We start from the raw sequence: 13,855 nt of genomic DNA on the forward strand, positions 1-13,855 counted from the left end.
GGGTCGATATGTTTCGGATATGACCGATAGCCGCATCGCAACCCCTGTTCGCCCGCCCCGCCAAGGGCCGTCAAAGCACGCCGCTTTGGCGGCCTTCGTGCTGCTTATCCCCCTCGTCGCCGGGGCCGTGCTCGCGGCCGTGGCCAACCTCGATCCGGCCCGGTCCTGGACCCCGGCGGGGGAGGAGCCGGGGGCTGCGCCCGCCAGCGTGGCCACGGCAGAGACTTCCGGGCCGAGCACGCAGGAGCTTGTCGATGCCCGCCGCGCCGCCATCGACGCCCAATCCCAGGCCAGCCTTTTGGCCAGCGGCGCCAAGCAGCTTGCCGATGGCACCCACAAGCTCAAAGACGGCGCCGACGGCATTGGCGGCGGGCTCGATGAGCTGACAAACGGCGCGAACGAGTTGGCCGCCGGCATGAAGGAGTTGCAGGCAGGCACGGGAGAGCTTGGCTCCGGGGCGAACGAGGTGGCCGACACGGTCGGTGGCGCGGTGGATCAGGTTGCCGGCATTGGCGCGGTGCGCGGGCAACTGCTTGCCGCGATTGATGATGCCCTCCGCGGCCTCGACGGCAACAAGAGCCCGGACGCGAAGAAGGCCCAGGACCAGCTGCACGGCCTGCGCGACCAAGTGGATGCCTTCCAAGTGGACGACGCCATGAAGGGCGATTTGCAGCGCCTCAAAGACGGCTCGCGGGAGCTGGCCAACCAGCTGTCGGTTTCCGGGTACGCCTACCACGACGGGATCTACGAGGCGACGCGCGGCGCAGAACAGCTCAACTCCGAGCTGCAGGGCGCGACCGGCAAGGCCGGGGAAGCCACGAGCGGCATCGACCAGCTCGACGAGGGCGCGGCGAAGATCCAGAAGATGGCGGAGGATAACCGCACGCGCCTCGAGTCCATTCAGCGCGCGCTGCCGGCGGTGCAGGAAGGCGATGACGCAGACGGCGGTCAGCGCTCCGCCGTGTCTCCCATCGTGGCGCTGCTCATCAGCACTGTGGCCATGGTCGGCGGCGCAATGCTCGGCTGGGCCCAGGCGAAGATGCAGGCACAGCGCGGTGTCGCTACCACCCTGGCCGGCTCCTTTGGTGTGGCAGCCGCCGGCGAGATCCTCTTGTTCGTACTCGCCAGCGGCGTGCGCCCGCTCGGCGCCGTGGGCGCCGGGGTGATTTTCTTCCTCTCCGCCCTGGCCGGATGCGTGTTTACGCGCGGTACCTTGCGGGCGGCGGGCCCCACGGTCGGGCTAATTGTGGCCGGCATGTACTCGCTGGCGCAGCTCGGGATCGTCGGCTGGGTGTGGAAGACGGCGACCACGCAGGACGTTTCCACCGCGTGGCAGGCCGCCGCCGGCCTCTTCCCGCTGCACTGGGCCACCTCTGCGGCCACGACCGCGGGCAACGCCGGGCAGTTGCCCGCGTTCTGGATCCCCGCCGGCCTGCTGGCCGCGGCTGTGGTGTGCGGACTGGGAGCGCTTGCCCTCGCGCGGGCTGGACAGGCTCGCGCGGGCGAGGACGCCGCGCTTGCAGAAACGTCTGAGCGTACAGAGATCGCCTAAACCGCAGCGCACACCTGTCATTCCCCTGAAGCCCCAGCGATTTTTATTCGCGCAGTTAATAGGTGGCTGGGAACATTCGTATTCGGTCTTTTGGTGCTGGCGTGGCCAAAAATCTGGGTGCTACGCTGAGCCTTGCTCACGTCGCCTACTTAGGGGGTAGGCAAACGGTTCTCCAATCCGTTGTGAGTGATAGGGAATAGGGGCGGCGCCGCACTGTAGGGGTGCGGCGCCGTTTTCTCTGTTTTAGGCAGGTTTACTCTGGCGGGAGTTCAATGGTCTGAACTCCGAGTATCACCTCGCAAAAGGCCCGTGTTAGATTCGTCCCCATGCTGATCTTTCGTCTCTCTGATAAGCGCTTTGCTCTCCCGAAGCTCCTGGGCCCCGCGTTCGTTGCTGCGGTTGCCTACGTTGATCCCGGAAACGTGGCGGCGAATATCACCGCCGGCGCTCGCTACGGTTACCTACTCTTGTGGGTCTTGGTCGCGGCATCGGCAATGTCGGTATTCATTCAGTACCAGTCGGCCAAGCTCGGTCTCGTCACCGGCCACAGCCTTCCTGAGTTGATAGGGCAGCGGCTCTCCCGGCCGTGGCGCATCGCTTTCTGGGTGCAGGCGGAACTCATCGCCGCGGCGACTGATCTGGCTGAGGTCATCGGCGGCGCAATCGCACTTAACTTGCTGTTCGGCCTGCCGCTTTTTGCGGGCGGTGTGATTACCGGAGTGATATCCACCGTCCTGCTGGCTTTGCAGACGGCGGGACGGCGCCAGCGAGTCTTTGAAATGGTGGTGACCGGGCTGCTCCTCATCATCGCGGTGGGGTTCCTCGCGGGCCTCGCGGTGGACCCGCCGGACGCAGTGGACATCGGCAACGGATTGGTCCCGCGCCTGTCCGGAGGCGACAGTGTGGTTGTCGCGGCCTCAATGCTGGGCGCCACGGTCATGCCGCACGCCATTTACCTGCACTCGTCCCTGGTCAATCACCGTTTCCCGCAGCGCTCACCGAGCGCGGTGCCGCGGCTTCTCCGCGCGACGAAGCACGACGTCACGTGGTCGCTTATCCTCGCCGGGCTTGTCAACATTGGGCTGCTGGTTCTAGCCGCGAACTCGCTTTTCGGTGCGGAGGGCACCGATTCCATCGAAGGTGCTTACGCAGCTATTGATGGCCACTTGGGCAGCATCGTCGGCGTGGTCTTCGGCATCGGGCTTCTCGCGTCCGGACTCGCATCCACGTCGGTTGGAGCATATGCCGGAAGCGAGGTAATGGACGGCCTGTTGCGGGTGCGCGTGCCGCTCGTCGCGCGACGCGTGGTGACTCTCGTCCCCGCATTGCTCATCATTTTCACCGGAATTAGCCCGTCGACAGCGTTGGTGTGGAGCCAGGCGGCGTTGTGCGTAGGGATCCCCTTCGCCATCGTGCCGCTGTTTCTACTAACGGGCTCCCGCGTGACGATGGGCCGCTACCGCGATAGCCGGGGCACTGTCATCGCAGGGATTGTTGTCTGTGTTGTTGTGGTGCTGCTGAACTTCGCGCTTTTAGCGCTGGGCGAGCTATAGCAAAAGCCGGTGCCTTCCGAGAGAGTGTCCGATTCTTTGTGTGCGGGGGTTTGGTTTACAAGTAGTCCGCGAATCGGTCGGGGTAAGCCACGGCTAGTTGGTTGATGGCTTGTTTCCACCCGGTGGCTTTCGCTCCTTCAATATAGCCGTTGCATTCGATATCGCGCTTCGCTTTCTTGGCTCGCTGGGCGGCGCGCTTGTCTTCGATGTTGCAGATCATCAGCCACAGCGTTTTCAACGCCGCGGTATCGTTCGGGAACTGGCCGCGGTTACGGGTAGCTTTACGCAGTTCAGCATTCAGCGACTCGATCGAATTGGTGGTGTAGAGCACCCGGCGTGCCGCCGGCGGGAACTGTAGAAACGGCACGAACCGCTCCCAAGCGTCGCGCCAGACTTTGACCGATTGCGGGTATTTCCGGCCCAGTTCACTGGCTTCGAACGCATCCAAGGCGGCACGGGCGGTGTCCTCGTTTGCGGCCGTGTAGACCTCACGCAGCGCCCGGGAGACCCCTTTGCGGTCTTGGTAGGACACCCACCGGTTCGCAGCCCGAATCAGGTGCACGATACAGGTCTGCACCATGGAATTCGGCCAGGTGGCTTCCACGGCTTCCGGCAGGCCTTTGAGCCCGTCGCAGCAGACAATGAACACGTCCTGGACACCGCGGTTGGCCAGATCCGCGCAGACCGATGCCCAGAATGCGGCACCTTCATTTTCAGCGATCCACAATCCCAGGATGTGCTTGATGCCGTCCATGTCGACGCCAACCGCCATATAGCAGGACTTGTTGACCACGCGGTGGCCGTCACGGATTTTCACGCGTAGCGCGTCGAGGAAGATCACCGGGTAGAACTCGTCGAGCTGGCGGTTTTGCCAGATCATGACCTCGTCTAACACCGCATCGGTAATGGTGCTGATCGTATCCGGGCTCATATCCACCCCGAGCGTGGTCGCGAGGTGATGCTGGATATCGCGCACTGTCATCCCGCCGGCGTATAGCGAGACGATCATGTCGTCGAGTTCTGTGAGTCGGCGTGCGCCCTTGGGCACCATCCGGGGAGTAAAGGTGCCGGCACGGTCCCTGGGCACGGTCACTTCCACCGCGCCGTAGCCAGAATTGACGGTCTTGGTGTACGACCCATTGCGGTGATTGTTGCCCTGTGCGGATTCGACTTGGGCTTTGGTCTTGCGGTCAGAATGGCTATAGCCCAAATGCGCATCCATCTCCGCCTGCAGACCAGCGTTGATTGATGCCTGTAGCAGGCCTTTGACCAGCTCGCTTGCATCATCAGCGGAAGCCGACAGCTCGCTGATCAAGCTGGCGAGCTCAGGATTTTCCATCAGCTTCTCGCTGATCTCATTGACCTTTGCCGGGTCATGGTTTTTCTTCGGTGACACCGTAGTCATTATCGGTGAAACTCCTTCTAGATCAGAGCCTCACACACAAACTTCCTGACACCCTCATCGTTGACAGCATGAATAGTCCGAACCGCAATCTCGCGATCATCAAAGCTGTCCGTGAGCAACACCAACCAGTCGCTCGAGTCGCTACGCGTTTCAACGTGTCCCGCCAGTGGGTCTACGCCTTACTCCGCCGCTACGACACTGGCGGTCCACAAGCGGTAAAGCCGAAGTCGAAAGCACCGCACTCCAACCCACGCGCAGTATCCAAAAAGCTCAAGAAAACCATCATCAACATGCGCAAACAGCTCGACCACTCCGGGCTGGATTCCGGGGCAGAAACCATCCAGTTCCACCTGGAACAACAAGGTATGTATGCCCCATCTACCTCGACGATCGTGCGCATCCTCCGCGACCACGGCCTCGTGCAGCCAGAACCAAAAAAGCGGCCGAGAACCTCATTTATCCGCTTCGAAGCATCCCGCCCCAATGAATGCTGGCAAGCAGACATCACACACGCATATCTCACCGGCGGAAGACGCGTCGAAATCCTCGACTTCATCGACGACCACTCCCGACTGCTGCTGTCCATTACAGCCAGCCGGTCCTTTTCTGGGCCTGCCGTCGCCGACGAACTATCACACCTCATCAGCGACTTCGGCCCACCACAATCCACCCTCACCGACAACGGGCTGGTGTTTACCGCCCGCAACGCCGGGGCAAAAGGCGGCCGTAACGCCTTCGAAAAACTCATCCGCAACCACCGGATCCAACAGAAAAACGGCAGGCCAGGACACCCACAAACCCAAGGAAAAATCGAACGATTCCACCAAACACTCAAACGGTGGCTATCGCGCCAACCCACCGTCAACACCATCGACGAACTACAACAACAACTCGACCGATTCGCCGCCTACTACAACACCAACCGCCCACACCGAGCCCTCGGCAGACGCACCCCATACGAGGTCTACAACGCATCCACGAAAGCCAGCCCCGACGACAACCCCACCGACGAATGGCGTACACGCAACGACAAAGTCGACAAAGCCGGCCGCTGCACCATCCGCTACGCAGGCAGGCTTTACCACCTAGGAATGGGCCGAAAATACACCGGCCACCACGTCCTGATGATCATCAGAGACCGCCACATCACCACATCACTCAAAGACACCGGCGCCATCATCACCGAGCACTACATCGACACCAGCCGCAACTACCAAGCCCCAATCTGGAAACACGGCGAACCCCCACTCAACTAACCCCCAGAAAACAAAAGGCGCCCACCGAGAACAAAAACTCGGCGGACGCCCATCTGTCAACGATGTCGCGACAGTTTTGTCAACTATGACGCGACACAGGACATTGTCGGGATAACAGGATTTGAACCTGCGACCTCCTCGTCCCGAACGAGGCGCGCTACCAAGCTGCGCTATATCCCGTAATAGGTGCGCACCGCTCTGTGCGGTACTTGAAACACTATAGGGGACGGGGTCGAGTGCCACCAAAACGGCAGGGTGTGGCACATAAACCCCCGCTGTGTGGGCTAGCGCGAGCGCTCGGTCAGACGCAGCAGCGTGGCAGACGGGCGGCAGAAGATGCGCACCGGGGCGTACTTCGAGGTGCCCAGGCCGTTGCTAACGTGCAGCGCCATCCCGTCGAAAGAGCTCAGCCCTTGGGCGCGGGCGCGGTCGATGCCGCTGTTGGTGACAATCGCCTTCGAGCCCGGCAGACAGATCTGCCCGCCGTGGGTGTGGCCGGCCAGCGCCAGCTGATAGCCGTCCTCGGCGAACTTGCGCAGCACCCGCGGCTCCGGCGCATGGAGGAGGGCGAGGCGCAGCTGCGAGTCGGGGTTGGGCGCGCCGGCGATTTTCGGGTAGTCGTCGAGGTCGTGGTGCGGGTCATCGACACCCGCGACGGCGAGACGGACGTCGCCCACCTTGAACTCATGCCGCTTCTGATTCGCGTCCTTCCAGCCGCGCTCAATGAAGGCGGCGCGCATGTCCTGCCACGGCAGGTCGATGTAGGACGGCTCCCGCTTTTTGTCCATCAGGTACTTAAAGGGATTGACCGGCTGCGGCGCCCAGTAATCGTTGGTGCCAAAGACGAACAGGCCGGGCCGGTTGAGCAGCGGGCCGAGGGCACGCAGGACATCGGGAACCGCGTGCTCGTCGGAGAGGTTATCGCCGGTGTTGACCACCAAGTCGGGGCGCAGCGAATCGAGCGCCGACACCCAGGCGATTTTCTCCTCTTGCCCCGGAATCATGTGCAGGTCCGAGACGTGCAGCAAGCGGAACTCATCTTTCCCGCGCAGCGTGCCCGGCGGCAGCAGCGGCACGGTGTGCTGCTTGAGCTCGAAGTTGGTCAGTTCGTTAAAGCCCCAGGCAAGGGTGCCCGCGCCAGCGGCGGTGAACGCACCCAAGGCTGCGGCCGTTCCACGCAACAGCATATTCACGGCGTCTAGCCTACCTGGCGGTTCTTTTCGCTTTGCAGGGGTAGATTGTCCCTCATGAGTGAATTGAAAGAGACGATTCGAGCAGACCTGAAGACCGCAATGAAGGACCGCGACAAGGCCCGCACCTCGGCCATCCGCGCCCTCCTGGCCGCCATCCAGGCGGCCGAAACCGATGGCGGCTCCCGCCACGATCTCACCGACGAAGACGTGCTGAAGGTCATCGCCCGCGAGATCAAGAAGCGCCGCGAGTCCGCCGAGGTGTACACGGACAACGACCGCCCGGAGCTGGCGGAGGAGGAACTCAAGGACGTGCCGTTCTTCGAGTCCTACCAGCCGGAGCAGCTTGACGATGCCGGCGTGGACGACCTCGTCGCCGAATCCATCGCCGAGGTCGAGGCCGAGTCGGACGGCCCGGTGGGTATGAAGCAGATGGGCCAGGTCATGAAGATTGCTAACGAAAAAGCCGCCGGCCGAGCCGACGGCAAGCGCCTATCCAGCGCGGTGAAGGCGAAGCTGCAGGGCTAACCCCTAAACCGTACGGCCTACGGGCGATGGGCTGCGGGCGATGGGCTACAGCCCGAACACCCCGCGCAGGGAATCGGCGAAACTGTCGATGTCATCCTGCGTGATGAGCGGCTTGTCTTCGTCGCCGCGGCCCGGGGCTCCGGGCTGATTGCCGCCAGTCTGACCGCCGCCAGGCTGGCCGCCACCCGACTGGTTATCGCCCTCGTCGCCGCTGGCGGAGTCAGAGCTCGACGAGCCGCTATCTGACTTGGAATCCTTCTCGCTCGGAACCGGGGCGGCGCCGTCGGAGACCTGCAGCATCACCTGCTTGCTCTTACTCAGCCCGCCGGCTCCCGGCAGGGCGCGCACGACGGTGCCGCGGGCTGCGCCATCGCCGGCTACCTCGGTGACCGTGACGTCGTAGCCGCTCGACTCGAGCTGCTTGCGGGCCTGGTTCTCCGACAACCCGATGACGTTCTGGAGCGCCGGATCCGTCCGGCCCTCGTCGTAGGAGTGGTCGTACGGCGGGATGGAGCCGCCGGAGGCGGCCGGCACCGCGCTGGCGAACCCGAAGAAGGAGCGCGCCGGCTCGTCACCGCCGTACATCGATCCCTCGCCACACTGCCGGGCCGGGCCCGTGCACAGCGGGGTGGTGCTCGTGCCGTCGTTGTAGATATACGGCGCGGCGGCCACCCCAGAGTTAAAGCCGAGGAAGGCGGCGGACTGGTGCGACTCGGTGGTACCCGTCTTAGCGGCCATGTTGTCGCCGTGGAAGCCCATTTCCTTCGCGGCGCCGGCGGCGGTGCCGTGGTCGGTGTCGTTGGTCATCGCGTTCGACAGGGCGTCCGCGACCCCCTGGCTGACCGCCTGCTCACACGGCGTCTTTTCCACGTAGACCTCGTTGCCGTCCGGGTCCGTGATTTCATCAATCGGGTTCGGCTCGCACCACGTGCCGCCGGAGGCCAGCGTCGCGCCCACATTCGACAGCTCGAGCGGGTTGACGCCGGTGGGGCCCAGGACGAAGGAACCCATGGGGCCGGACTTCGCGGCATCGGCAAGCGAGGTGTCCTTGTCCCAGCTGCCCTTGCGGCCGTACTCCTTCAGCCCCAGCCGCACGGCCATGTCCACGGTCGCGTCCACGCCGACCTGCTCTTCCATCTTGATGAAGGTGGTGTTCGGGGAGTGGGCGAGGGCATCTTCAAACGTCATCGTCGGTTTGTACGAGCCGGCATTTTCCACGCAGTACTTGTTCGCCGGGCAGCCGTCTGCACCGCCGTAACCCAAACCTTCGGCCTCATAGCGCGAGGGAACGTCCACCTGGTTCTTAATGCCGTAGCCGGCCTCGAGCGCCGCGGCGGCGGTAAAGACCTTGAACACGGAACCGGCGCCATTGCCCACCATCGAGTACGGCTGGGCCAGGGTGGTCTCATTCTTCTCGGCGTCGAGCCCGTAGCGGCGGGAGGAGACCATGGCGAGCACGTCGCGGTTCTCCGGATCAGGGCGCAGCACGTCCATGACGCCGGCGACCCCCGGGGCATCGGGGTTGACCTGGCCCGCAACGTTGTTCTGTGCCTGGTCTTGGATCTGGGGATCCAGGGTGGTCTTGATGGTGTAGCCGCCGCGCTTGAGTTGGTCGGCGTCGATGCCCTTCTCATCGAGGTACTGCATCACGTAGTCGCAGAAGAACCCGCGATCGCCGGCGCCGATGCAGCCGTTGGGCAGAGTGTCCGGTTCGTCCAAAACGCCGAGCTCCTCGCCCGCGGCGGCGTCGGCCTCTTCCTGCGAGATGTAGCCGTTTGCCGCCATTGCGTTCAAGACCGTGTTGCGGCGGTCCTTGGCCCCGTCCGGGTTGGAGTAGGGATTGAGCGCCTCCGAGGATTGCACCATGCCGGCGAGCATCGCGGATTCCGCGACGCTGAGCTCGCTGGCGGGCTTGCCAAAGTACGTCCGCGCGGCGGCCTCCACGCCGAACGCGTGGTTACCGAAGGAGACGAGGTTTAAGTAGTTCGTCAGGATCTGGTCCTTGGACAGGTTCTTGTCCATCTCGGCCGCCATGCGCACCTCGCGCAGCTTGCGGCCGATGGAGCGCTCGGTCGCCGCGGCGCGCTCTTGGTCGTCCTGCGCGGAGACCAGCAGTAGGTAGTTCTTGACGTACTGCTGGTTGAGGGTCGATGCGCCCTGGGTCACGCCGCCGTGCGCCAGGTTCGAGGCGATGGCGCGGAAGTTGCCCTGGAAATCGACGCCTTCGTGCTCGTAGAAGCGGCGATCCTCAATGGAGACGATCGCGTCCTTCATCGGCTGCGAGATCTGATCCGGCTCGACCGGGTGGCGGCGCTGCTCGTACAGGTACGCCATCGTGTTGCCCGCGGCGTCCTCCACGGTGGTGACCTGCGGGGCCTTGCCCGACTGCAGGTCCTCCACGTCGGACGCCATCGTCGCATTCGTGCGCGCGATGGCCGCGCCCGAGACACCCGCCAGTGGGGTAAGGGCGACGGCGATGAGCACGCCGATGACCACGGTAGCGAGCGCGATCTTTCCTAGAGACCTCGATGCATTCACCCCCATCACCCTACGTGGTGGGGTCCGTGAATGGAATGAGTGGCCTGGCACGAATTCGACTGGAGTACGGCAAGAACTGGGCTTATACCAGAACTCGTCGCATTCCCCCGATCTTGTGACCAGTTAGACAACCCACTATGCGTGTGAATACACTAACGTCAAAGCGTGGTTGGCGTTACGGAAGGAGCTTATTCCGCATGACTGTCAGCGTGCAGGCAACGAAAAAACCTGCTGCGGATAACACAGTAGATCGCACACGTTTCGAGCGAGGTGAGTGGATCACGCAGGCGAAATGCCGCCACGAAGATCCCGACGCGCTCTTTGTGCGCGGTGCGGAACAGCGCAAGGCCGCGGTCATCTGCCGTCACTGCCCGGTGCAGCTGGAATGCCGCGCCGATGCCCTGGATAACCGCGTGGAATTCGGCGTGTGGGGCGGGCTCACGGAGCGCCAGCGTCGCGCCCTTCTGCGCAAGAACCCGCACATTAAAGATTGGGCGGGCTACCTCGCGCGCGGTGGCGAACTAGTTGGCATTTAAGAACTTTTCCACTCTGTAATCGCGCTCTGCGCAATTCGTTAAACTGGCCCTATGGCTAAATGGGAATACGCTACTGCGCCAGTTCTTACGCACGCGACGAAGCAGATCCTCGACTCCTGGGGTGAAGACGGCTGGGAGCTCGTCACCGTCATCCCGGGTCCGAACCCGGAGAATCTCGTCGCCTACTTCAAGCGCGAGGTGCAGTAAGTGACGGTTACAGAAAAGCTTCAGGAAATGGGGGTCACCCTGCCGTCCGTGGCGGCCCCGCTGGCCTCCTACGTCCCCGCTAAGCGCGTGGGCGATCAGGTGTGGACTTCCGGCCAGCTTCCCTTCGTGGACGGCGAGCTGCCCGCGGCGGGCAAGGTCGGCGCGGAGGTCACCACCGAGCAGGCGACGGAGCTCGCCCGCACCGCGGCGCTGAACGCCCTGGCCGCGATTGACTCCCAGGTGGGCCTGGACAACGTCACCCAGGTGCTCAAGGTCACCGGGTTCGTGGCCTCCGCGCCCGACTACACCCAGCAGCCGGCCGTCATCAACGGTGCTTCCGACTTTATCGGGGAGCTTTTTGGTGATGCCGGCACGCACGTTCGTTCCGCAGTTGGCGTCGCAGTTCTGCCGAAGAATTCTCCGGTTGAGCTGGAGCTCGTCGTGGAAACTGCACGTTAATCAGATAGGGTAAGACGCATGGAGCACCCCGCTTATAGTCAACTGCGCCCAACGAGCCCTTCGGTGGGCGTTGTGCTGTGCAATAACCCCAGCTACACGGCGCTTGAGGGCACGAACACGTGGATCATTCGCTCCGGTGAAGACGAGCGATCCATCGTCGTCGATCCGGGTCCGGAGGATGAAGGCCACCTCAACGTCGTGAACTCTCACGCGGGCGAGGTTGGCCTTATTCTTTTGACCCACCGTCACGGCGACCACGCCGACGGCGCGCTGCGCCTGCGCCAGCTGACTGGGGCGCCGGTCCGCGCATTCGACCCGAATTACTGCGCTGGGGCAGACGCGCTTGTCGATGGTGAGACCATCGCCGTCGAAGGCGTCACCCCGCAGCTCGAGGTCGTACACACCCCGGGCCACACTGCGGACTCCACCTCGTTCTTCGTTTGGTCCGGGGTGCCGAAAGAGTCCACGCTCGAGGGCATCCTCACCGGCGATACGATCGCGGGCCGCCACACCACGCTCATCTCCGAGACCGATGGTGATGTCGGCGACTACCTGCACTCCCTCGACGTGCTCGAGCGCCGCGGCGACAACGTCTCCCTCTTCCCGGGGCACGGCCCGGACCTGGAGAACGTCGCTGCGATGGCGCACAAGTACATCGAGCGGCGCCACTACCGCCTGGACCAGATTCGGTCCATCCGCGAAGAAAAGGGCGAGGACGTCGACCTGCAGACGCTCATCGATGAGATGTACGACGACGTCGATCCGGTCCTGCGCCATGCCGCCGAGCAGTCCACGCGCGTCGCGCTGCGCTACCTCGACAGCGAGGAAGACTAACAACGGATACGAATTAACCCCGCGGGGAGGCCATAGTGCGGCCCTCCCGCGGGGTTAATTTTTATTTGACGCGCGCTGCTTAGCGGGGGAGCTGCTTAACGGGCGCGCTTAGCCAAATGCTCGGTGTCCACGATGAGAGCGGACTTGCCCTCGAGGCGGATCCAGCCGCGGTGAGCGAAGGTGGCGAGCGCCTTGTTCACGGTCTCGCGGGAGGCGCCGACCAGCTGGGCGATCTCTTCCTGCGTCAGGTCGTGGTTGACGCGCAGCGCGCCGCCCTCCTGGACGCCGAAGCGGTTGGCCAGCTGCAGGAGCGTCTTAGCCACGCGGCCCGGCACGTCCGTGAAGATGAGATCCGCGAGGTTGGCGTTCGTGCGGCGCAGACGGCGGGCGAGGACACGGAGGAGCTGCTGTGCGATGGACGGATGGTCTTCGACCCACTTCTGCAGCATGTCCGAGTTCATCGTCGCGGCCTGCACCTCGGTCACGCAGACGGCGGACGAGGTACGCGGGCCCGGGTCGAAGATGGACAGCTCGCCGAACATGTCGGACGGGCCCATGACGGTGAGCAGGTTCTCGCGTCCGTCCGGCGCGTGGCGGGCGAGCTTAATCTTGCCCGCGGTGATGATGTAGAGGCGGTCGCCGGGCTCACCCTCATCGAAGATCGTGGTGCCGCGCGGGAAGCGGACCGTTTCCATCTGCTCAATGAGGTTATTGACGGCTTCCGAGTCCACACCCTGGAAGATTCCAGCGCGGGAGAGGATGTCCTGAACGCCTTCCACTACTCACTCCTTGGTCTGTTCTAGCCGTCCGTGGGAGGGGCTAACCGAAAGGTGTAATCGCTGCGCATAAGCCTGCGCAAAGAGCCCATAAGCACGGACAATGCTGCTAGTCAATAGCGAACGGGATTTATTCTACCGTGGAGTTCGTCACTTTTGTCCGTAGTTTCCCGTTTTCGTGCTACCCGCGTCAGCGCGGGCTAGTCGCCCAAGACCGCGGTCTCGAGTTTTTCCATCAGCATGGCAAACAGGGCGAGGGTGATGGGCGTAAACGGCACAAGTGAAATCATGCTGCCCAGGATACTAAGCTGCGGCTATGGCGAATTCGTCGACCTCAGCATCCGCCGCGGCACTTCGCGCCCCGCGCATCAACGAGATCCTCGCCCGTGAGCACCCGGATGCGCACTGCGCGCTGCACTTCGAGTCCCCGCTGGAGCTTCTGGTGGCGACCATTTTGTCGGCGCAGACGACCGACGAGCGCGTCAACCAGGTCACCCCGGAGCTGTTCGCCGCCTACCCCAGCGCGGCGGACTACGCGCGGGCGGAGAGGGCAGAAGTCGAGCGGATCCTGCGCCCGCTGGGCTTCTATCGCTCCAAGGCGGGCTACCTGCTGGGGCTCGGCGAGGCCCTGTGCGCGCACCATGACGGCGAGGTGCCCGCGGATCTCGATGCCCTGGTCGCCCTCCCCGGCGTCGGCCGCAAGACGGCGCTGGTGGTCCTCGGCAACGCCTTCGGCATCCCGGGGCTGCCGGTGGACACCCACGTCGGGCGGGTCGCCCGCCGCCTCGGGCTCACCGCCGCAAAGTCCCCGCTGCGGGTGGAAAAGGACCTCACCGCGCTGATCAGCGCGGACGAGTGGACGATGTTTTCGCACCGGCTGATTTTCCACGGCCGACGAGTCTGCCGGGCGCGGTCGCCGCGGTGCGCGGAGTGCGCGGTCGCGAGCCTGTGTCCCACCGCGGAGACGGCCGAAGCGAAGTAAGACGGGGCGAAATAAGCCGGGGCAAAGTAAGGAGAATAC

13 protein-coding genes and 1 tRNA gene are annotated in these 13,855 nt (G+C 63.8%); 9 read left to right on the forward strand and 5 right to left on the reverse strand.

Annotated features, from left to right (window positions below):
* Window positions 1-19 precede the first annotated feature (19 nt).
* Together CMASS_RS00910 and CMASS_RS00915 are read left to right on the forward strand one after the other, a co-directional pair.
* A complete protein-coding gene (locus tag CMASS_RS00910; protein WP_022863782.1) occupies window positions 20-1,552 on the forward strand; it encodes a membrane protein in 1,533 nt (510 codons plus the stop codon).
* A gap of 326 nt (window positions 1,553-1,878) precedes the next feature.
* Window positions 1,879-3,105, forward strand: coding sequence for an Nramp family divalent metal transporter (locus CMASS_RS00915; protein ID WP_022863783.1), 1,227 nt, complete (start codon window positions 1,879-1,881; stop codon window positions 3,103-3,105).
* Between the two features lie 55 nt (window positions 3,106-3,160).
* On the opposite strand, the gene CMASS_RS00920 is transcribed toward CMASS_RS00915, so the two are convergent.
* Window positions 3,161-4,510 carry an IS256 family transposase gene (locus tag CMASS_RS00920; protein ID WP_273665896.1) on the reverse strand — a complete coding sequence of 450 codons (1,350 nt, stop codon included), beginning with the start codon at window positions 4,508-4,510 and terminating at the stop codon, window positions 3,161-3,163.
* Between the two features lie 68 nt (window positions 4,511-4,578).
* Here CMASS_RS00920 and CMASS_RS00925 point away from each other — a divergent pair, with 68 nt between their 5' ends.
* On the forward strand, window positions 4,579-5,766 hold the full coding sequence (locus CMASS_RS00925) for an IS481 family transposase (protein ID WP_273665898.1): 1,188 nt from the start codon (window positions 4,579-4,581) through the stop codon (window positions 5,764-5,766).
* A gap of 106 nt (window positions 5,767-5,872) precedes the next feature.
* Here the strand turns inward: CMASS_RS00925 and CMASS_RS00930 are convergent.
* Window positions 5,873-5,946, reverse strand: a tRNA-Pro gene (locus CMASS_RS00930).
* Between the two features lie 104 nt (window positions 5,947-6,050).
* Window positions 6,051-6,953, reverse strand: a complete 903-nt coding sequence (locus CMASS_RS00935) for a metallophosphoesterase (protein WP_022863528.1) — start codon at window positions 6,951-6,953, stop codon at window positions 6,051-6,053.
* A gap of 60 nt (window positions 6,954-7,013) precedes the next feature.
* On the opposite strand from CMASS_RS00935, the gene CMASS_RS00940 reads away from it, so the two are divergent.
* Complete coding sequence (locus CMASS_RS00940) at window positions 7,014-7,484, forward strand: GatB/YqeY domain-containing protein (RefSeq protein ID WP_022863529.1); 471 nt, start codon at window positions 7,014-7,016, stop codon at window positions 7,482-7,484.
* A 45-nt stretch (window positions 7,485-7,529) separates the two neighbouring features.
* Here the strand turns inward: CMASS_RS00940 and CMASS_RS00945 are convergent, their stop codons facing one another.
* Window positions 7,530-10,022 carry a transglycosylase domain-containing protein gene (locus tag CMASS_RS00945; RefSeq protein WP_022863530.1) on the reverse strand — a complete coding sequence of 831 codons (2,493 nt, stop codon included), beginning with the start codon at window positions 10,020-10,022 and terminating at the stop codon, window positions 7,530-7,532.
* Between the two features lie 197 nt (window positions 10,023-10,219).
* On the opposite strand from CMASS_RS00945, the gene CMASS_RS00950 reads away from it, so the two are divergent.
* From CMASS_RS00950 to CMASS_RS00965, 4 genes are read left to right on the forward strand one after another with little or no spacing between them, the layout of a single operon-like run.
* A complete protein-coding gene (locus CMASS_RS00950) occupies window positions 10,220-10,558 on the forward strand; it encodes a WhiB family transcriptional regulator (RefSeq protein WP_022863531.1) in 339 nt (112 codons plus the stop codon).
* Window positions 10,559-10,609: 51 nt separating this feature from the next.
* A complete protein-coding gene (locus CMASS_RS00955) occupies window positions 10,610-10,765 on the forward strand; it encodes a Sp36 family protein (RefSeq protein ID WP_022863532.1) in 156 nt (51 codons plus the stop codon).
* A 27-nt stretch (window positions 10,766-10,792) separates the two neighbouring features.
* Window positions 10,793-11,224 (forward strand): RidA family protein, encoded by a 432-nt coding sequence (locus tag CMASS_RS00960; RefSeq protein WP_033399677.1) that lies wholly within the window; start codon window positions 10,793-10,795, stop codon window positions 11,222-11,224.
* Window positions 11,225-11,242: 18 nt separating this feature from the next.
* Window positions 11,243-12,058 (forward strand): MBL fold metallo-hydrolase, encoded by an 816-nt coding sequence (locus CMASS_RS00965; RefSeq protein WP_022863534.1) that lies wholly within the window; start codon window positions 11,243-11,245, stop codon window positions 12,056-12,058.
* 95 nt (window positions 12,059-12,153) lie between these two features.
* Here CMASS_RS00965 and glxR read toward each other — a convergent pair whose 3' ends face one another.
* Window positions 12,154-12,837: a CRP-like cAMP-activated global transcriptional regulator GlxR gene (glxR, locus tag CMASS_RS00970; RefSeq protein WP_022863535.1), complete on the reverse strand. Its 684-nt coding sequence runs from the start codon at window positions 12,835-12,837 to the stop codon at window positions 12,154-12,156.
* A 313-nt stretch (window positions 12,838-13,150) separates the two neighbouring features.
* On the opposite strand from glxR, the gene nth reads away from it, so the two are divergent.
* Window positions 13,151-13,816 (forward strand): endonuclease III, encoded by a 666-nt coding sequence (nth, locus tag CMASS_RS00975; RefSeq protein WP_022863537.1) that lies wholly within the window; start codon window positions 13,151-13,153, stop codon window positions 13,814-13,816.
* Window positions 13,817-13,855 lie beyond the last annotated feature (39 nt).

The organism is Corynebacterium massiliense DSM 45435 (assembly GCF_028609805.1).
GTDB classification, from domain to species: Bacteria; Actinomycetota; Actinomycetes; order Mycobacteriales; family Mycobacteriaceae; genus Corynebacterium; species Corynebacterium massiliense.

What these genes read in the sequence shown, in the direction of transcription:
- CMASS_RS00935 (WP_022863528.1), bottom strand. Translation starts at nt 6,953, where the DNA reads ATGCTGTTGCGTGGAACGGCCGCAGCCTTGGGTGCGTTCACCGCCGCT.
- nth (WP_022863537.1), top strand. Translation starts at nt 13,151, where the DNA reads ATGGCGAATTCGTCGACCTCAGCATCCGCCGCGGCACTTCGCGCCCCG.
- CMASS_RS00965 (WP_022863534.1), top strand. Translation starts at nt 11,243, where the DNA reads ATGGAGCACCCCGCTTATAGTCAACTGCGCCCAACGAGCCCTTCGGTG.
- CMASS_RS00950 (WP_022863531.1), top strand. Translation starts at nt 10,220, where the DNA reads ATGACTGTCAGCGTGCAGGCAACGAAAAAACCTGCTGCGGATAACACA.
- CMASS_RS00915 (WP_022863783.1), top strand. Translation starts at nt 1,879, where the DNA reads ATGCTGATCTTTCGTCTCTCTGATAAGCGCTTTGCTCTCCCGAAGCTC.
- CMASS_RS00910 (WP_022863782.1), top strand. Translation starts at nt 20, where the DNA reads ATGACCGATAGCCGCATCGCAACCCCTGTTCGCCCGCCCCGCCAAGGG.
- CMASS_RS00940 (WP_022863529.1), top strand. Translation starts at nt 7,014, where the DNA reads ATGAGTGAATTGAAAGAGACGATTCGAGCAGACCTGAAGACCGCAATG.
- CMASS_RS00920 (WP_273665896.1), bottom strand. Translation starts at nt 4,510, where the DNA reads ATGACTACGGTGTCACCGAAGAAAAACCATGACCCGGCAAAGGTCAAT.
- CMASS_RS00955 (WP_022863532.1), top strand. Translation starts at nt 10,610, where the DNA reads ATGGCTAAATGGGAATACGCTACTGCGCCAGTTCTTACGCACGCGACG.
- CMASS_RS00925 (WP_273665898.1), top strand. Translation starts at nt 4,579, where the DNA reads ATGAATAGTCCGAACCGCAATCTCGCGATCATCAAAGCTGTCCGTGAG.
- CMASS_RS00960 (WP_033399677.1), top strand. Translation starts at nt 10,793, where the DNA reads ATGGGGGTCACCCTGCCGTCCGTGGCGGCCCCGCTGGCCTCCTACGTC.